Annotated in this window: 11 protein-coding genes; 5 read left to right on the top strand and 6 right to left on the bottom strand. The window is 69.6% G+C overall.

Annotated elements, in window-relative coordinates; all coding sequences use genetic code 11:
• Positions 1 to 19: 19 nt before the first annotated feature.
• The gene (locus AB7878_RS07700; RefSeq protein WP_439653775.1) at positions 20 to 352 is read right to left on the bottom strand and encodes an MGH1-like glycoside hydrolase domain-containing protein; all 333 of its coding nucleotides are present in this window, start codon (positions 350 to 352) and stop codon (positions 20 to 22) included.
• Here AB7878_RS07700 and AB7878_RS07705 point away from each other — a divergent pair.
• Positions 321 to 590 (top strand): hypothetical protein, encoded by a 270-nt coding sequence (locus AB7878_RS07705; RefSeq protein ID WP_369493797.1) that lies wholly within the window; start codon positions 321 to 323, stop codon positions 588 to 590. The genes AB7878_RS07700 and AB7878_RS07705 overlap by 32 nt on opposite strands.
• A 152-nt stretch (positions 591 to 742) precedes the next feature.
• Positions 743 to 2,119 carry a DNA polymerase Y family protein gene (locus AB7878_RS07710; protein ID WP_369493798.1) on the top strand — a complete coding sequence of 459 codons (1,377 nt, stop codon included), beginning with the start codon at positions 743 to 745 and terminating at the stop codon, positions 2,117 to 2,119.
• A gap of 103 nt (positions 2,120 to 2,222) precedes the next feature.
• Here the strand turns inward: AB7878_RS07710 and AB7878_RS07715 are convergent, their stop codons facing one another.
• From AB7878_RS07715 to AB7878_RS07725, 3 genes are all read right to left on the bottom strand, one after another.
• Positions 2,223 to 2,627, bottom strand: coding sequence for a GFA family protein (locus AB7878_RS07715; protein WP_369493799.1), 405 nt, complete (start codon positions 2,625 to 2,627; stop codon positions 2,223 to 2,225).
• A gap of 128 nt (positions 2,628 to 2,755) precedes the next feature.
• On the bottom strand, positions 2,756 to 3,640 hold the full coding sequence (locus tag AB7878_RS07720) for a methylglyoxal synthase (protein ID WP_369493800.1): 885 nt from the start codon (positions 3,638 to 3,640) through the stop codon (positions 2,756 to 2,758).
• A 52-nt stretch (positions 3,641 to 3,692) separates the two neighbouring features.
• Entirely contained in the window at positions 3,693 to 4,502 is an 810-nt protein-coding gene (locus AB7878_RS07725; RefSeq protein WP_369493801.1) for a helix-turn-helix transcriptional regulator, read from the bottom strand.
• A 76-nt stretch (positions 4,503 to 4,578) separates the two neighbouring features.
• On the opposite strand from AB7878_RS07725, the gene AB7878_RS07730 reads away from it, so the two are divergent.
• Positions 4,579 to 5,343, top strand: coding sequence for a class I SAM-dependent methyltransferase (locus AB7878_RS07730; protein WP_369493802.1), 765 nt, complete (start codon positions 4,579 to 4,581; stop codon positions 5,341 to 5,343).
• Between the two features lie 10 nt (positions 5,344 to 5,353).
• On the opposite strand, the gene AB7878_RS07735 is transcribed toward AB7878_RS07730, so the two are convergent.
• Positions 5,354 to 6,799 (bottom strand): FAD-dependent oxidoreductase, encoded by a 1,446-nt coding sequence (locus AB7878_RS07735; protein WP_369493803.1) that lies wholly within the window; start codon positions 6,797 to 6,799, stop codon positions 5,354 to 5,356.
• Positions 6,800 to 7,367: 568 nt separating this feature from the next.
• Entirely contained in the window at positions 7,368 to 11,810 is a 4,443-nt protein-coding gene (gltB, locus tag AB7878_RS07740) for a glutamate synthase large subunit (protein WP_369493804.1), read from the bottom strand.
• A gap of 391 nt (positions 11,811 to 12,201) precedes the next feature.
• Here gltB and AB7878_RS07745 point away from each other — a divergent pair, with 391 nt between their 5' ends.
• Together AB7878_RS07745 and AB7878_RS07750 are read left to right on the top strand one after the other, a co-directional pair.
• Positions 12,202 to 14,439 (top strand): TonB-dependent receptor, encoded by a 2,238-nt coding sequence (locus AB7878_RS07745; RefSeq protein WP_369493805.1) that lies wholly within the window; start codon positions 12,202 to 12,204, stop codon positions 14,437 to 14,439.
• Complete coding sequence (locus AB7878_RS07750) at positions 14,439 to 15,143, top strand: acid phosphatase (RefSeq protein ID WP_369493806.1); 705 nt, start codon at positions 14,439 to 14,441, stop codon at positions 15,141 to 15,143. The genes AB7878_RS07745 and AB7878_RS07750 overlap by 1 nt, the downstream gene beginning before the upstream one ends.
• The last annotated feature ends 7 nt before the right edge of the window (positions 15,144 to 15,150 follow it).

Here is a 15,150-nt window from a genome sequence, read left to right on the forward strand (position 1 = left end):
GGCATCCCGAGACCCGCACTCAATTCGCCGCGCGTCCCCGCAACAGCAGCAGATAGCTCGCCGCGGACCAGCTGAAGTTCTGCGACTGCTCGCCCTGCCCGGTCAGCGGATCGTAGTTCTCGCGGAACGTCGCCTGCCCGTTCGCCTGCCCCTTCGCGTCCAGCACCAGCCGGCGCGCCATCGCATCGGCTTGCGTGGTGTAGCCGTAACGCCGCAGGGCCTCGACGCCGAACAGCGACTGGTCCAGCCACACCGGTCCGCGCCAGTAGCCCCTCACTGGCGAGAAGCGCGGATCGTCCGCGGCCAGCGTGGGAAACGGCATGGACGTGGCGAACTTGCGCGGGTCCATCATCGTCTTCTCGACCGCGGCGGCCTGCGTGGCCGTCGCCAACCCTCGGCAGGCTGTAGCCCTGCCACGCACCGGCGTCGAAGAAGATGTTGAAGCCACGGTCCGTCGGCGTGCTTGGCGCACCTCGGAAATCGAGCAGATCCTGATATGGCTTGGCGGCACCCGCTTGGCTCACCGACACCGCCTTCGCGCTGAACGCCATGGTCACGGCCACGGCGAAAACCAGAAACTTGCTGAGTGAATGCATGGAACCGTGTCTCCACATGAGCCCGCGCCTGCACGGCTGCCCAGTCTGCACCACGGCTCCACCGATGTCGCCGATTCGCGCCGCCCCTGTCTCGCACCGCGCGACCGGCGCATGCTATTCCTCCCGGCCCGCCCGGAACCCGCGTCATGACCTTGCGCAGCCTGTTCGTCGACTTCAACAGCTACTTCGCCTCGGTGGAACAGCACGAGGTGCCGGCGCTGCGCGGGCGGCCGGTGGGCGTGGCGCCGGTGGCGGCGGAAACCACCAGCCTGATCGCCGCCAGCTACGAGGCCAAGGCCTTCGGCGTCACCACCGGCACGATGGTGCGCGAGGCGCGGCGGCTGTGCCCCGGCATCGCCATCGTCGCCGCGCGGCCGGAGCGCTACGTGCACTGGCACCAGGTGCTGATCGAGGCGATCGACCATGCCATTCCGATCGCCCATGTCGGCTCCATCGACGAGATGGCCTGCGAGCTGGTCGGTCGCCAGCGCCAGCGCACGGAAGCCGAACGCATCGCGCGGCAGGTGAAGGAGGAGATCGCGAAAGTCGCGCCCGGCGGCGCGATCCGCTGCTCGGTCGGCATCGCACCGAACGACTTCCTCGCCAAGACCGCCACCGACATGCAGAAGCCCGACGGTCTGGTGGTGATCGAGCAGGCAGACCTGCCGCAGGCGCTGCATGGCCTCAAGCTGCGCGACCTGTGCGGCATCGGCGCCTCGATGGAGGTTCGCCTCAATGCCGAGGGCATCTTCACCGTCCCCCAGTTCACCGCGGCCTCGAAGCTGGTGCTGCGCCGTGCCTGGGGCAGCATCGAAGGCGAACGCATGTGGGGCCTGCTGCGCGGCGCCTGGCTACCCGCCGCCGCGAGCACGCGCGGCTCGCTGGGCCACTCGCACGTGCTCGGTCCCGAATTGCGCAACCCCGAGGGCGCGATGGCGGTGCTGAAGAAACTGCTAGTGAAGGCGGCGATGCGCCTGCGCCGCGAGCAGTTGCTGGCCGGCGCGATGGCGGTGCGCATCCGCTACGTCGGCTACGACGAACGCTGGGAAGGCGCCATCAACTTCGAACCCACCGACGACAGCCGCGGCCTGCTGCACCTGCTGGCGGGCATGCTCGCCGCCGGCCGCGTGCGCGGCCGCCTGCTGCCCGGCCCCGCGCGCGCCGTGCCGCTGTCGGTCAGCGTCACCCTGCTGCGCCTCGCCGACCGCGCGCAGACCAGCGGTTCGCTGTTCGCGCCGACCGCCGACCCGCGCCAGATCGACGCCGTGGTGGACCGCATCAACACGAAATACGGCATCAACAAGGTCTACTTCGGCGGCATGCAAGCCGCGCTTGCCCACGACGCCGCCCCCATGCGCATCCCGTTCAATCGCATCCCCGATGGCGCCAGCGAGCACGAGGCCGAAGGCAACGCGCTGTGGCTGCAATCGCTCAACCGATTCAAGGCGATGGCGGAAGGGGAGCATCGACGGAGGGAGAGAGATCGAAGCGGTGCGCGCGGGGGCAAGCCTCCGTCCGGCTGAAACCAGCCACGCCAGGCAAGTGAATCTGGAACCGTTATTCAACACATGCACGAAGTCAGCCGCTTCGTGCACGAGGACGGAGAATTTCCGGAAGGTTGGGCGCTCAGTCCGGATCCCTCTCATAGCGCGCGATCCCTTCGGGCAGTTGCACCCATGCGTGCCGGCGGCACTCGTAGACCGAATCCTGCGGAGGCGGGAAAGCCGGATCGGCGAACGCGCCCACGGCCACCATCACGCAGCCGTCGTTGCCCTCCTCGGTGTGGAATACCGTGCTGCCGCAGACCGGGCAGAAGCAGAAGCGGAACGACGCACCCGCATCGCCCGTGCGCACATATTCGGTCGCGGTGCCGTTCACTTTCCAGGGCGCGGCATATCCGGCCAGTGCAGCAAAAACACTACCGGTGCGCCGCTGGCAAGCCAGGCAATGGCACACGCCGGCGCCCAGGGTCTCGCCCTGCACCTCGATGCTCAACTGTCCGCAACAGCATGCAGCGATCCGGCTTGTCATGGGAACCTCGCAGAGGTGATCGAGCGAAAACCTGTCGTCAACGAACGCGCCGCGAGTCGTCGCCAATATCCAGCGCTATCTCGCCATCCAAAGAATGGCACCTGATTCACTTTCAGATCGCCGCGCGATCAGCCATCTACCCGCCGGCTGCGCCGCAACTCCACCGCCTCGGCCCAGCGCGCGGCCAGCCGGGGCGTGGTGATGCACACCGCCGTGTCGGTGACCGTGGTCACCGCGCGTTCCAGCAGCTGGATGTCGGCTTCGTGCTGGCGGGCCACGTGCGGGTCCTCGAAGAAGATCGCGCGCTGGCAGCGGCGTTCCAGCACCAGATCGGCGATCTGCGCGTCGCCGCCCATCGGGCCGCTCTGGTAGCGGTCCGCCCACGGCTGCCCCTGTGGCCAGCCGCGGCTCCAGGCCAGTTCGTTGAGGCGCTGCCCGGTGGTGCCGGTGGCCACGCGGCGAGCAAAGCGCGACAGCGTGTCGAAGTGCTGTGTCGCGTAGGCCAGCATCGCGGGCTTCATCGCGTCGTGGGCGATCAGCGCCAGCGTCTGCGATGCCGGTGCATGCAGGTCGTCGGCGCCGGGATCGGGCGCCAGTCCCGCGTGCATGCGCTCCAGCTCGATCCAGTCGCGCGCCGAGGCCACGGTGGAGAGGAAGGGCTTGGCGTGGATCACGCACTGGCGCTTGAGCGCCACCGCTTCGGGGAACACCGAGGACGGATCGACCGGGTCGATCAGGTAGATCGCGCCGTCCAGCGTGCGTGCCGCGCCGTCCATGCCCACCACCTCGGCCACCAGCTTCATCAGGCCGCCTTCGCGGCCGTAGGGATAACGGCGCAGCGGCGTGTAGTCGGCCAGCAAACCGGCACGCACGATCGCGTCGTGGGTGCGGCCTACCGCGTGCAGGCCGAGCCCGAGTTCGCGGATACCGCGTTCGCAGGCGTGCAGCCAGCGGAACAGCGCCGCGTCAGGGTGGCTGTGGTGCAACTGGTTGGCGGCGAGGCCCATACGCATCGCGTCACTCCTGGCATAGACGAAGACGAAGAAACAGAGAGCCCGCGGCCGCTCATGATGCCCCGGCGCCGGTCGGCCACGGCAACAGCATCACCAGTTTGTGGTCGGCATGGCCGGCGGGTACGAGGGTGAGCTGTTCATAGGCCACCGCGCCCCACGCGGGATGCGCGAAATCGCGGCGGCCGCCCTCGCGCCCCAGCACGTCCTGGCGGCGCCAGCGCGCGGCGAAGTCCGCACTGGCGCCGCAGAGCTGCTCCACTAGCGCGAGCAGGCCGGCGTCGCCCGGATGCAGCGCGGTGTCGGCGCGGAATTCGGCGACCAGCCGCGCGGCGCGGGCATCCCAGTCGACGATGAAGCGCCGCGCCGACGCGTCGAGGAACATGTAGCGCAGCAGGCAAGGCTCGCCGCTGTCCGCCCATGGCGCGAACAGCTGCATGGCGGCCGCGTTCCAGGCCAGCCGCCGCCAGTGGCGATCCAGCACGTAGGCCGGCATCAGCAGCGCCTGCACGACGGCCAGCAAGGCGGGCGGCGCGGCCTCGTGTCCGGCATCGTCAGGTGGGTGCGGATCACGCCGCCGCGCCAGCTCGAACAGGTAGCGGCGCTCGGCCGGCGACAAGGCCAGCACCTCGGCCAGCCGCGCCAGCGCCTCGGCCGACAGCGCGATGTCGCGGCCCTGTTCCAGCCAGGTGTACCAGGCGGTGCTGATGCCGGCGTGCTGGGCCACTTCTTCGCGGCGCAGGCCGGGCGTGCGCCGCCGGCCGGCAGCGCCTCGCGGCGGCGGCATCGCCTCGCGGCGCGCACGCAGGAAACGCGCCAGGCGCTGGCGCAGTTCGCTGTCGATGTCGTGAGGGGTGGCGTTCATACCGGGATAAGTGCGCAACTTACACCGGCCGCGACGCGCGCGCAGAATCGCGCCACCCACCGCACGGAGACCCTCGATGGACCCGAACGCTTCCTTCGTCGTCGACCAGTACGCGCCGCGCGCCGCCGACTACGTGACCAGTGCGGTGCACGCCGGCGGCGCCGACCTCGACCAGGTCGAAGCCCTGCTGCGCGAGCGGCGGCCGGCACGGCTGCTCGACCTCGGCTGCGGCGGCGGCCACGTCTGCTATCGCGCCGCGCCGCTGGTGGCATCGGTCACCGCCTGCGACCCGACGCCGAGCATGCTCGACGCGGTACAGGCCACCGCACGCGAACGCGGCCTGGGCAACATCGCCGTGCAGCACGCCGCCGCCGAGCGATTGCCGTTCGCCGACGGCGCCTTCGACGCGGTGGTCGCGCGCTTCACCACGCACCACTGGCAGGACCGCGACGCCGGCCTGCGCGAAGCGCGCCGCGTGCTGGCGCCGAGCGGGCTGGCGGTGTTCATCGACGTGACCTCGCCCGAGCCGGCGCTGCTGGACAGCTGGCTGCAGGCGATCGAATTGCTGCGCGACGTGTCGCACGTGCGCAACTACCGCGTGTCCGAATGGACCGCCGCGTTGGCGCGCGCCGGTTTCGCCATCGACAGCCTGACCCCGCGACGGCTGCCGCTGCGCGACTTCGGCGAATGGACGGCGCGCACACGCGCCCCGACCGAGCGGGTGGCGGCGATCCGCAGCCTGCAGCAGGTCGCGCCGGAGGCGGTGCGCCGCCACTTCGCCATCGACGGGGACGGCGGATTCACGCTGGATACGGCGACCCTGGTCGCGCGCGCCGCCTGACGGCACAGGTTCAGGCCACGCGCTCCACCGCGTCCACCGCCTGCATCGCCAGCATGCGCGCGATCGACGCGGCGGCCTCGCGCCCGTCATGCACCGCGCGCACCACCAGGTCGGCGCCGCGCACGTTGTCGCCGCCGGCGAAGATCCGCGGGTGGCTGGTCTGCTGCGGCAGCGCGCCGTCGGCGCCGGTGACGACGCGGCCGGAGTGCGCGAGCTTCACGCCGTGCGAGACCAGCCAGTCCGGCGGGCTGGGCTGGAAGCCGAAGGCCTGGATCACCACGTCGGCGCGCAGCTCGCTCTCGCTGCCCTCGACGTTGCGCGGACGCGGGCGGCCGTGGCCGTCGTCGACCAGTTCGGTGCGCACCACGCGCACCGCGCGCGCGCGGCCGTGTTCGTCGCCGAGGATTTCCAGCGGCTGGCGATGGAACAGGAAGTTGACGCCCTCTTCGCGGCTGTAGCCCACCTCGCGGCGCGAGCCGGGCATGCTGGCCTCGTCGCGGCGATACACGCAGGTGACGCTGGCCGCGCCGAGGCGGATCGCGGTGCGGTTGCAGTCCATGCCGGTGTCGCCGCCGCCCAGCACCACCACGTGCTTGCCGCGCAGGTCGAACGCGGGCGCGGGCGGTTCGTCGCGCAGCAGGCGCTCGGTGTTCGCGATCAGGAACGGCAGCGCGTCGTGCACGCCGTGCAGGCCGCGGCCCGGCAGCTTGCCGTCGACATAGGTGTAGGCGCCGGTGCCCACGAACACCGCGTCGTAATCGTCCACCAGCTCGCCGAACTCGATGTCGCGACCGACTTCGCGGCCAAGCAGGAAACGCACGCCCAGCTGTTCGAGGAAGGCGCGGCGCGTGCGCACCACCGCCTTGTCCAGCTTGAACGGCGGGATGCCGAAGGTGAGCAGGCCGCCGATCTCGCTCTGGCGGTCGTACACGTCGGCGGCGATGCCGGCATGGCGCAGCCGATCCGCGCAGGCCAGGCCCGCCGGGCCCGCGCCGACGATGGCCACGCGCTTGCCGGTTTCCTGCACCGCGGAGAGATCCGGCCGCCAGCCCTGGCGCAGCGCCTCGTCGGTGACCCAGCGCTCCACGCTGCCAATCGTCACCGCACCGAACGCGGTCTGCTCCAGTGTGCAGGCGCCTTCGCACAGGCGATCCTGCGGACACACGCGGCCACAGATTTCCGGCAGCGGGTTCGTCTCGTACATCAGCGTCGCCGCCTCGAGGATGCGGCCCTGTTCCACCAGCTTCAGCCAGTTCGGGATGTAGTTGTGCACCGGGCAGGCATGCTCGCAATACGGATTGCCGCAATCCAGGCAGCGCCCCGACTGCGAAGCCGCATTCGCCTCACCGAAATCCCCAGCGATCTCGCCGTAGCCCAGCACGCGTATCGCCACCGGCACCGTCCGCGGCGTCTGCCGCGGCACGTCAAGGAACTGGAACAGCTTGTGCTCGCTCATGCGAACCTCCGGGCGAAGTTGTGCTGCTGCAGTCGCAGTTGTTTTTGCCGTTGCACGAAAGCGGCCAGGATGGCCGCGCCTTTGACCGGGGCCCCTCGACGGCGCCGAGGAGCGGAGCCGATCGCCGGGGAAAGCCAGACTGTATGAGGCCATGGACGGCCGAGTTGTCTGGCGGCCGGTGAGCGGCGAGCACCGCAGGGGACGCGGCGGGCAGGACGCCCGCCGCGCGCCGGCGCGGGGTGTCGTTTCTCTTGGCTACTTCTCTTTGGACAAGCAAAGAGAAGTAGCCCGGCCGCCGGCAGGCGGACGGAACCGCCTTGTTCGTTGCGACCACGCGAAGAGCTAGAGCGCCCTCTCCCCCAACCCCTCTCCCGCAAGCGGGAGAGGGGAGACATGGGATGTCGCGAGCACCCGCCCCTCACCCTGCCCGTTGCTAGGCTCGTTCCTCGCCAAGCAAGCCCCGGCCCTCGCGCCAGCGCTCGGGCGCTCAGCCATGCGCGAGCCAGTGGCTCGCAAGCAGCATGGCTTCGCCCCCGAAGGGGAGAGGGGAAGATCTGAAGCGCGCGCATCATGCCGCCCTCCTGAGTTCCTCAGCGAGCACCGCGAGGCTCGCCGCCTTCGGCTTCACCAGCCAGAACTTGTATTGCAGCCCGCGGAAGTCGCGCAGCACCTGCCGCCCCCAGTCGCTGCCGGTGAGCTCCACATGGCGCGTCACCAGGCCGCGCAGGTGCTGCATGTGGTGCTCCATGCCCTCGGGCGAGATGCGCAGGATGTCGACCAGCTCGTGGTTGTAGCAGTCCACGAAATCGCGCTCGAGGTCGAGCACGTAGGCGAAGCCGCCGGTCATGCCGGCGCCGAAGTTGAGGCCGACCTTGCCGAGCACCGCCACCACGCCGCCGGTCATGTATTCGCAGCAGTGGTCACCGGCGCCTTCCACCACCGCCACCGCGCCGGAGTTGCGCACCGCGAAGCGCTCGCCCGCGCGGCCGGCCGCATACAGCTCGCCGCCGGTGGCGCCGTACAGGCAGGTGTTGCCGATGATCGAGGCGTCCTGCGAGGCAAACGGCGAATCAGCGGGCGGGCGCACCACGATGCGGCCGCCGGCCATGCCCTTGCCCACGCCGTCGTTCGCCTCGCCGGTGAGCTCGATCTGCACGCCGCCGGCGTTCCACGCGCCCAGGCTCTGGCCCGCCGCGCCTTCCAGCTGCAGCACGATGGGGCGCTCGTCCATGCCGTGGTCGCCGTGCCGGCGCGCGATGGCGCCGGACAGGCGCGCGCCGATCGCGCGGTCGGTATTCGCGATCGTGTAGCTGAAATGCCCGCCCTCGCCCAGCTCCACCAGCGGCGCGGTATCCGCCGCGATGCGCGTGGCCAGCGCCGCGGCGTCGCGCATCGGGTTGCGCGCCATCGCGCAGGCGCTGTCGCTGGCCGCGCCGAGGCTGGCTCCGTCCAGCAGCGGCGCGAGGTTCAGTCCGTGGCGCACCGGCGTGGCGTCGGCGCGCTGCGCCAGCAGCTCGCTGCGGCCGACCAGCTCGGCAAGCGAACGCGCGCCCAGCCGCGCAAGGTGTTCGCGCACATCGGCGGCGACGAACTGGAAGTAGTTCATCACCATCTCCGGCAGGCCGGTGAAGTGCTCCTTGCGCAGCACCGGGTGCTGGGTGGCCACGCCGGTGGCGCAGTTGTTCAAGTGGCAGATGCGCAGGTACTTGCAGCCCAGCGCCACCATCGGGCCGGTGCCGAAGCCGAAGCTCTCGGCGCCGAGCAGCGCGGCCTTGATCACGTCGAGGCCGGTCTTCAGGCCGCCATCGGTCTGCAGGCGCACGCGGCCGCGCAGCGTGTTGCGGCGCAGGGTCTGCTGCGTCTCGGCCAGGCCCAGCTCCCACGGCGTGCCCGCATATTTGATGGACGTCAGCGGGCTGGCGCCGGTGCCGCCGTCATGGCCGCTCACGGTGATGAGGTCGGCGCCCGCCTTCACCACGCCCGCGGCCACCGTGCCCACGCCGGCGTGGCTGACCAGCTTCACCGAGACCAGCGCGTCGGGATTCACTTCCTTGAGGTCGTGGATCAGCTCGGCGAGGTCCTCGATGGAATAGATGTCGTGGTGCGGCGGCGGCGAGATCAGGCCGATACCAGGCTTGGCGTAGCGTAGTCGCGCGATGGTGGCGTCCACCTTGTGGCCGGGCAGCTGGCCGCCTTCGCCGGGCTTGGCGCCCTGCGCGATCTTGATCTGCAGCACCTCGGCGTTGACCAGGTAGGCCGGCGTGACGCCGAAGCGGCCGGAGGCGACCTGCTTGATCTTCGACATCTTCTCGGTGCCGTAGCGCGCCGGGTCCTCGCCGCCTTCGCCGGAATTGCTGCGCGCGCCCAGCCGGTTCATCGCGGTGGCCAGCGCCTCGTGCGCCTCGGGCGACAGCGCGCCCAGCGACATGCCGGCGGAATCGAAGCGCTTGAGGATCGCCTCGACCGGTTCGACCTCGTCCAGCGGCACCGGCGCGCCCAGCGGCTGCACCGCGAGCAGGTCGCGCAATGCCGAGGCCGGGCGACGGTCGACGTGGTCGGCGTAGGCGCGATAGTCCGCCGGGTCGCCTGTGCGCACCGCGTGCTGCAGCGTGTCGATCACCTCCGGGTTGTACATGTGGTACTCGCCGCCGTGCATGTACTTGTAGATGCCGCCTGCGCGCAGCGGCTGCGCCGCGTTCCACGCCTCGGCGGCGAGCAGCTGCTGCTCGTGTTCGAGTTCGGCGAAACCGGCGCCGTCGATGCGCGAGGGCGTGCCGGGGAAGCACAGCGCGACGACTTCCGGCGCCAGTCCCACGATCTCGAACAGCTGTGCGCCGCGGTAGCCGGCGATGGTGGAGATGCCCATCTTCGAGAGGATCTTCAGCAGACCCTTGCGGATGCCGCGACGGTAGCTGCGGCCGATCTCCAGCCGGTCGCCGTCGATGTGGCCCTCGCGGCCCAGCTCGAACAGGCTCTGGTAGGCCAGCCACGGATAGATCGCGGTGGCGCCGAAGCCGAGCAGGCAGGCGAACTGGTGCGAATCACGCGGCGTGGCAGTCTCCACGATGAGATTGCACTGGCAGCGCAGGCCTTGCTCGATCAGGTGCGCGTGCACCGCGCCGGTGGCGAGCAGGGAGTGAATCGGCAGCTGCTCGCGCTCGGGGTAGCGGTCGCTGAGGAAGACCAGCGCGTTGCCCTCGCGCACCGACTGCGCCACCGTCTCGCACAGCCGGCGCAGCGCGGCTTCCAGGCCCAGCTCCGGCGCGTACATCAGGTCGAAGCGCGGCGTGTCGACGAACTGCGGCAGCGCCAGCAGCTGGCGCAGCTTGCGCTGGGACAGGATCGGCGAGTTGATCAGCACCTGCTTCGCGTTCTCGGGCTTGAGCTCGAACACGTTGCCTTCCGCGCCGATCTGGGTGACCAGCGACATCACCAGCTTCTCGCGCAGCGGATCGATCGGCGGGTTGGTGACCTGGGCGAAGCCCTGGCGGAAGCGGTCGAACAGCGGCCGTACCTGGCGCGACAGGGCCGCCATCGGCGTGTCGTCGCCCATCGCGCCGGTAGCCTCGGCCTCGAGTTCCGCGATCACCTTCAGCACCGTCTCGCGCTCCTCGCGCGAGAGGCCGTACAGCTTCTGGTAGCAGCGCAGCTGCTCCACCGGCAGCGGTTCGGCGGCCAGCGAGGGATCGATCAGGTCCGACTCCAGGTAGCTCACGCCGGCGCGCAGCCAGTCGCGGTAGGGCGCGCGCCGGCGGTTGATCGCGTCGATGTCGGCATCGCGCAGCAGGCGATGCTCGCGGAAATCCACCGCGATCATTTCGCCCGGCGCGAGGCGGCCCTTGGCCACCACGCGCGCCGAAGGCATGTCCCACAGGCCTGCCTCGGAGGCGATGATGAAGTGGTTGTCGTCGGACAGCGCCCAGCGTGCGGGGCGCAGGCCATTGCGGTCCAGCGTGCAGGCGGCGTAGCGGCCGTCGCACATCACCAGGCCGGCGGGGCCGTCCCAGGGTTCGCTGTGCAGCGCGTAATACTCGTAGAACGCCGCGAGATCCTCGTCGATGTTCTCGCGCGCGGCGAACGCCGGCGGCACCAGCACGCGCATCGCGGCGAGCAGGTCGAGACCGCCGGCCAGCAGCACCTCCAGCGCGTTGTCGAGGCTCTCCGAATCCGAACCCTGCTGACGCACCAGCGGGCCGAGGTCGCCCAGCTCCACGCGCGGCGAGCGCCAGATCGACGCGCGCGCCTGCATCCAGCGCCGGTTCGCGCGGATAGTGTTGATCTCGCCGTTGTGCGCCAGCAGGCGGAACGGCTGCGCCAGCCGCCACTGCGGCGTGGTGTTGGTGGAAAAGCGCTGGTGGAACACCACCGCGTCGGCGACCAGGGCCGGATGCACGAGATCGGCGAACACCTCGCGCAGGCGTCCGGGCGCGGCCATCGCCTTGTAGCCGATCAGCTCGGCCGTCAGCGTCACCACGTAGAACGCCGCATCGTCAGCCAGCGCGGTCTCGGCGCGGCGGCGCGCGCGGAACAGCGCGCGCTCGAACGCTTCCTCGTCCATGCCTTCGCCCGCATCCACGAACAGCTGGCGCACGCGCGGCCGCGCGGCGGCGGCCAGCGGGCCGCAAGCCTCCTCGTTCACCGCCACCTCGCGCCAACCCGCCACGCGCACGCCTTCCTCGGCGAGATGCCGCTCCAGCACGCCCGTCGCGGCGGCGTCCTTGGGATCGAGGAACACCAGCCCCGCCGCGAAACGCTCGCCCAGCGCGATGCCCGCCTCGTCCGCCAGTGCACGCAACCACGCCTGCGGGCGACGGATCAGCACGCCGCAGCCGTCGCCGCTCACGCCGTCCGCGTTCACCGCGCCGCGGTGCGAAAGCTTCGCCAGCGCCTCGAACGCGGTATCGACCACCCAGGCGCTGGCGCGGCCGTCGATCTGCGCCACCAGGCCGAAGCCGCAGCTGTCGTGTTCAAAGGACGCGTCGTACAGGCTGGTTCCACCGGACTGCTTCATCTTGCTCACTCGCTGGATGGCAGGGCACAGAAGGCCAGCGGCGCCGAGGCGCCGGGCTGGATGCAGGGTTTGCGATTCGACTACAACACAATTGCTGCGTCGCGTCAAAGACTTCTAAACGTCCAAATGCAATTTCAAATGCAACTATCTGTCATGGCATGGCCGCTCGCGACGGCAGGCCTGCATGGACGCAACGCGGCACCCACACCAAGCGAGGCGCGTCGCGCCCGTTCGGCACCGGTTCGCGCGGCACGTGCCTGGCGTTGGCCGCCAGATCGCAAATCCTCACGATCGGCCGCCCGGATTCGCATCTTCCTTTTGTTGCGTGGCTGTCATGCGCGGGCCCTAGCGTGCCGGACCGCATTCCGCCTTCCACTCTCCGGACCCGCCCATGCCCCAGCCCACGCCCGTCTTCCGTTCCTGCGGCCCCGCCCTGCTCGCCCTTGCCATCGCCGCCGTGCTGGCGTCACCGGTCCGCGCGGATGACACGAACCCCGCGCAGCCCGCGCCGACAGCGGCTGGCACAGGCTCCGCCGCCTCGCCACAGGACGCCAAGAACCTCGGCGCCGTCCAGGTGACCGCCGCCACGACCGCGAGCACCATTGCACCGACGCAGGGCTCGATGCTGGCGACCGAGCCGCAATCGGTCATCGGCAGCCTGTACCTGCAGGAGAACATCGCGCCGACCGGCGACTACACCGACGCGGCGGCCATTTCGCCGAGCGTGTACACCGTGACGCCGAACGGCTCCGGCTTGATGGAATCGGCAGTCGTCTCGATCCGCGGCTTCCAGGACGGCCAGTACAACGTGACGTTCGACGGCATTCCGTGGATGGACTCCAACGACTTCACCCACCACTCCACCTCGTACTTCACCAACCAGGAAACCGGCAGCGTCACGGTCGATCGCGGCCCGGGCACGGCCAGCACGCTGGGCAACGCCACGTTCGGCGGCACCATCACGGTGGATTCGATCAATCCACGGAAGCAGTTCGGCATCAGCCCGTACTTCAGCCTCGGCAGCTGGGGCACGGCCGTGGAAGGCGCCCGCATCGACACGGGCAGCTTCACCAACAGCGGCACCAGCGCCGTGATCAACCTGCAGAACAGCGATTCGGACGGCTACCTCACCTATGCCGGCCAGCGACGCCAGAGCGTGTTCGCCAAGGTCGTGCAACCACTGGGCGACAACACCACGCTGACCTTCGCCGCGATGGCAAACAAGCTCAACCAGTACGTGCCGTTCGGCGCCACCAAGGCGCAGATCGCCGAGTACGGCGTGAACTACGGACTCAACAACGATCCGACCAGCCAGGCCTACTACCGCTACAACCAGGACAAGATCAACACCAATCTCGGCTACGTCGGCCTGCACTCGGCGTTCGACGGCTGGACGATCGACAACAAGGCCTACACCTACGGCTACAACCACTTCGGCTTCAACGGCGAAGACCCGAACGGCGAAACGCCGAACGGCACCTTCTACAGCGCCACCGACGTGCCCGGCCAGCACATGCGCAACACGAACCGCTCGTGGGGCGACATCTTCCGCCTGGGCAAGGAACTCGGCCCGGGCGAAGTACGCACCGGCCTGTGGTACGACCACCAGGACGACATCCGCTGGCTGTATGAATTCGACGACACGACCAACCAGCTGAATCCGGTGGTCAATCCCGGTGCGTCGACGTTGCAGCTGGCCGCGGCGGATCGCCGGATGAACGACACCCTGGTCACGATCCAGCCGTACCTCGAATACCAGTGGAACCTCACCGACAACGCGTATTTCATCGGCGGCGTGAAGTACAACGACTTCAAGCGCAGCATCGATGCGCCGGTGAACCAGAAGACGGGCACCCCGCTGACCTATTCCAAGACCTGGAACGCCACCCTGCCGTCGGCCTCGTTCCACTACGCGTTCAGCTCCAGCTGGACGGCCTATGCGCAGTGGGCCAAGGGCTATCTCGCACCCAACCTCAACCTGCTGTACGTGCCCAACCCGGCGGTTTCCGACAGCGCCGTGGCTCCGGAAAAGACCACCAACTGGCAGCTCGGCACGACCTGGACCAACGACAACCTGACGCTGTCCGGCGACGTCTACAAGATCGACTTCAACAACTTCGTGCAGAAGCACAACGTCGGCGGCATCTCCGAGTTCTACAACGGCGGCGGCGTGCACTACACCGGCCTCGAGCTGGAAGGCACATACATGGTCGGCGGCGGATTCAGCGTCTACGCCAACGGCTCGCTCAACCGCGCAATCCAGACCACCGACAACGCGTGGAACGCGAACACGCCGCACAAGACCGCCGCGCTGGGCCTCATCTACAGCAACGGCCCCGCCTACGTCTCGCTGGTCGACAAGTTCGTCGGCAAGACCTACTACACGGCCAACGCGGAAGACGACACGCCGATCGGCGGCTATGCGGTGACCAACTTCACCGCCAGCTACCGCTTCGATCCGCACCTCGCCGACGTGAAGGACCTGAAGATCGGCGTGCAGCTCAACAACATCTTCGACAACACCCACATCAACGCCCTGGCCGGTACCACCGGCGCGGATGGCACGCCGCTGTACTTCACCATCCCGGCGCGCAACTTCAACTTCACCATCACGGCGGACCTGTTCTGATGAAACGCACTGCATTGCTGATGTTGACGCTGCTGATCGGCCAACCCGCACTGGCCGACGGCAACGGGCCCGCGGTCGATCTCGCGGCGCTGCTGCCCCCGCCGCCCGCCGCCGGTTCCCCCGCGGCACGGCGCGACCTGCAAGGCGTGCTAGCCGTGCAGGCGCACCGCACACCCGCGGAAATCGCCGCGGCGCAGGCCGACCGGCTGCACAGTGTGTTCCGCTACGCCGACGTGTTCGGCGCGTCGTTCACGCCGCAGCAGTTGCCGCGCACGGCCGCGTTCTTCGCCCGCGTGGTGGCCTACGACAAGGGCGAGGTGAAGACGGTGAAGGCGTTCTGGCACCACCCGCGCCCGGTGCTGGTGTCGCACGCGGTGCATCCGCTGAGCCAGGAGCAGCCGGACGACTGGAGCTACCCCAGCGGGCATTCCACGCTGGGCTACACCGAGGCGGTGCTGCTGGCGAACATGGTGCCGGAACGGCGCGCCGCGATCTTCACGCGCGCCGACCTGTACGCCCATCACCGCATCGTGATGGGCGTGCACTACCCCAGCGACGTGGAAGCCGGCCGGCTCGCCGGCACCGTGCTCGGCGGCCGGCTGCTGGACGATCCCGCCTGGCAGGCGGACTACGCGGCGGCGCGCGCGGAGCTGCGCAAGGCGCTGGCGTTGCCGGACGCACCGACCATCGCCGCGGCCCGCTGACGCGTCC

It is taken from the genome of Rhodanobacter humi, from assembly GCF_041107455.1.
GTDB lineage: Bacteria > Pseudomonadota > Gammaproteobacteria > Xanthomonadales > Rhodanobacteraceae > Rhodanobacter_A.

What these genes read in the sequence shown, in the direction of transcription:
- AB7878_RS07725 (WP_369493801.1), bottom strand. Translation starts at nt 4,502, where the DNA reads ATGAACGCCACCCCTCACGACATCGACAGCGAACTGCGCCAGCGCCTG.
- AB7878_RS07730 (WP_369493802.1), top strand. Translation starts at nt 4,579, where the DNA reads ATGGACCCGAACGCTTCCTTCGTCGTCGACCAGTACGCGCCGCGCGCC.
- AB7878_RS07720 (WP_369493800.1), bottom strand. Translation starts at nt 3,640, where the DNA reads ATGCGTATGGGCCTCGCCGCCAACCAGTTGCACCACAGCCACCCTGAC.
- AB7878_RS07710 (WP_369493798.1), top strand. Translation starts at nt 743, where the DNA reads ATGACCTTGCGCAGCCTGTTCGTCGACTTCAACAGCTACTTCGCCTCG.
- AB7878_RS07705 (WP_369493797.1), top strand. Translation starts at nt 321, where the DNA reads ATGGACGTGGCGAACTTGCGCGGGTCCATCATCGTCTTCTCGACCGCG.
- gltB (WP_369493804.1), bottom strand. Translation starts at nt 11,810, where the DNA reads ATGAAGCAGTCCGGTGGAACCAGCCTGTACGACGCGTCCTTTGAACAC.
- AB7878_RS07745 (WP_369493805.1), top strand. Translation starts at nt 12,202, where the DNA reads ATGCCCCAGCCCACGCCCGTCTTCCGTTCCTGCGGCCCCGCCCTGCTC.
- AB7878_RS07700 (WP_439653775.1), bottom strand. Translation starts at nt 352, where the DNA reads ATGATGGACCCGCGCAAGTTCGCCACGTCCATGCCGTTTCCCACGCTG.
- AB7878_RS07750 (WP_369493806.1), top strand. Translation starts at nt 14,439, where the DNA reads ATGAAACGCACTGCATTGCTGATGTTGACGCTGCTGATCGGCCAACCC.
- AB7878_RS07735 (WP_369493803.1), bottom strand. Translation starts at nt 6,799, where the DNA reads ATGAGCGAGCACAAGCTGTTCCAGTTCCTTGACGTGCCGCGGCAGACG.
- AB7878_RS07715 (WP_369493799.1), bottom strand. Translation starts at nt 2,627, where the DNA reads ATGACAAGCCGGATCGCTGCATGCTGTTGCGGACAGTTGAGCATCGAG.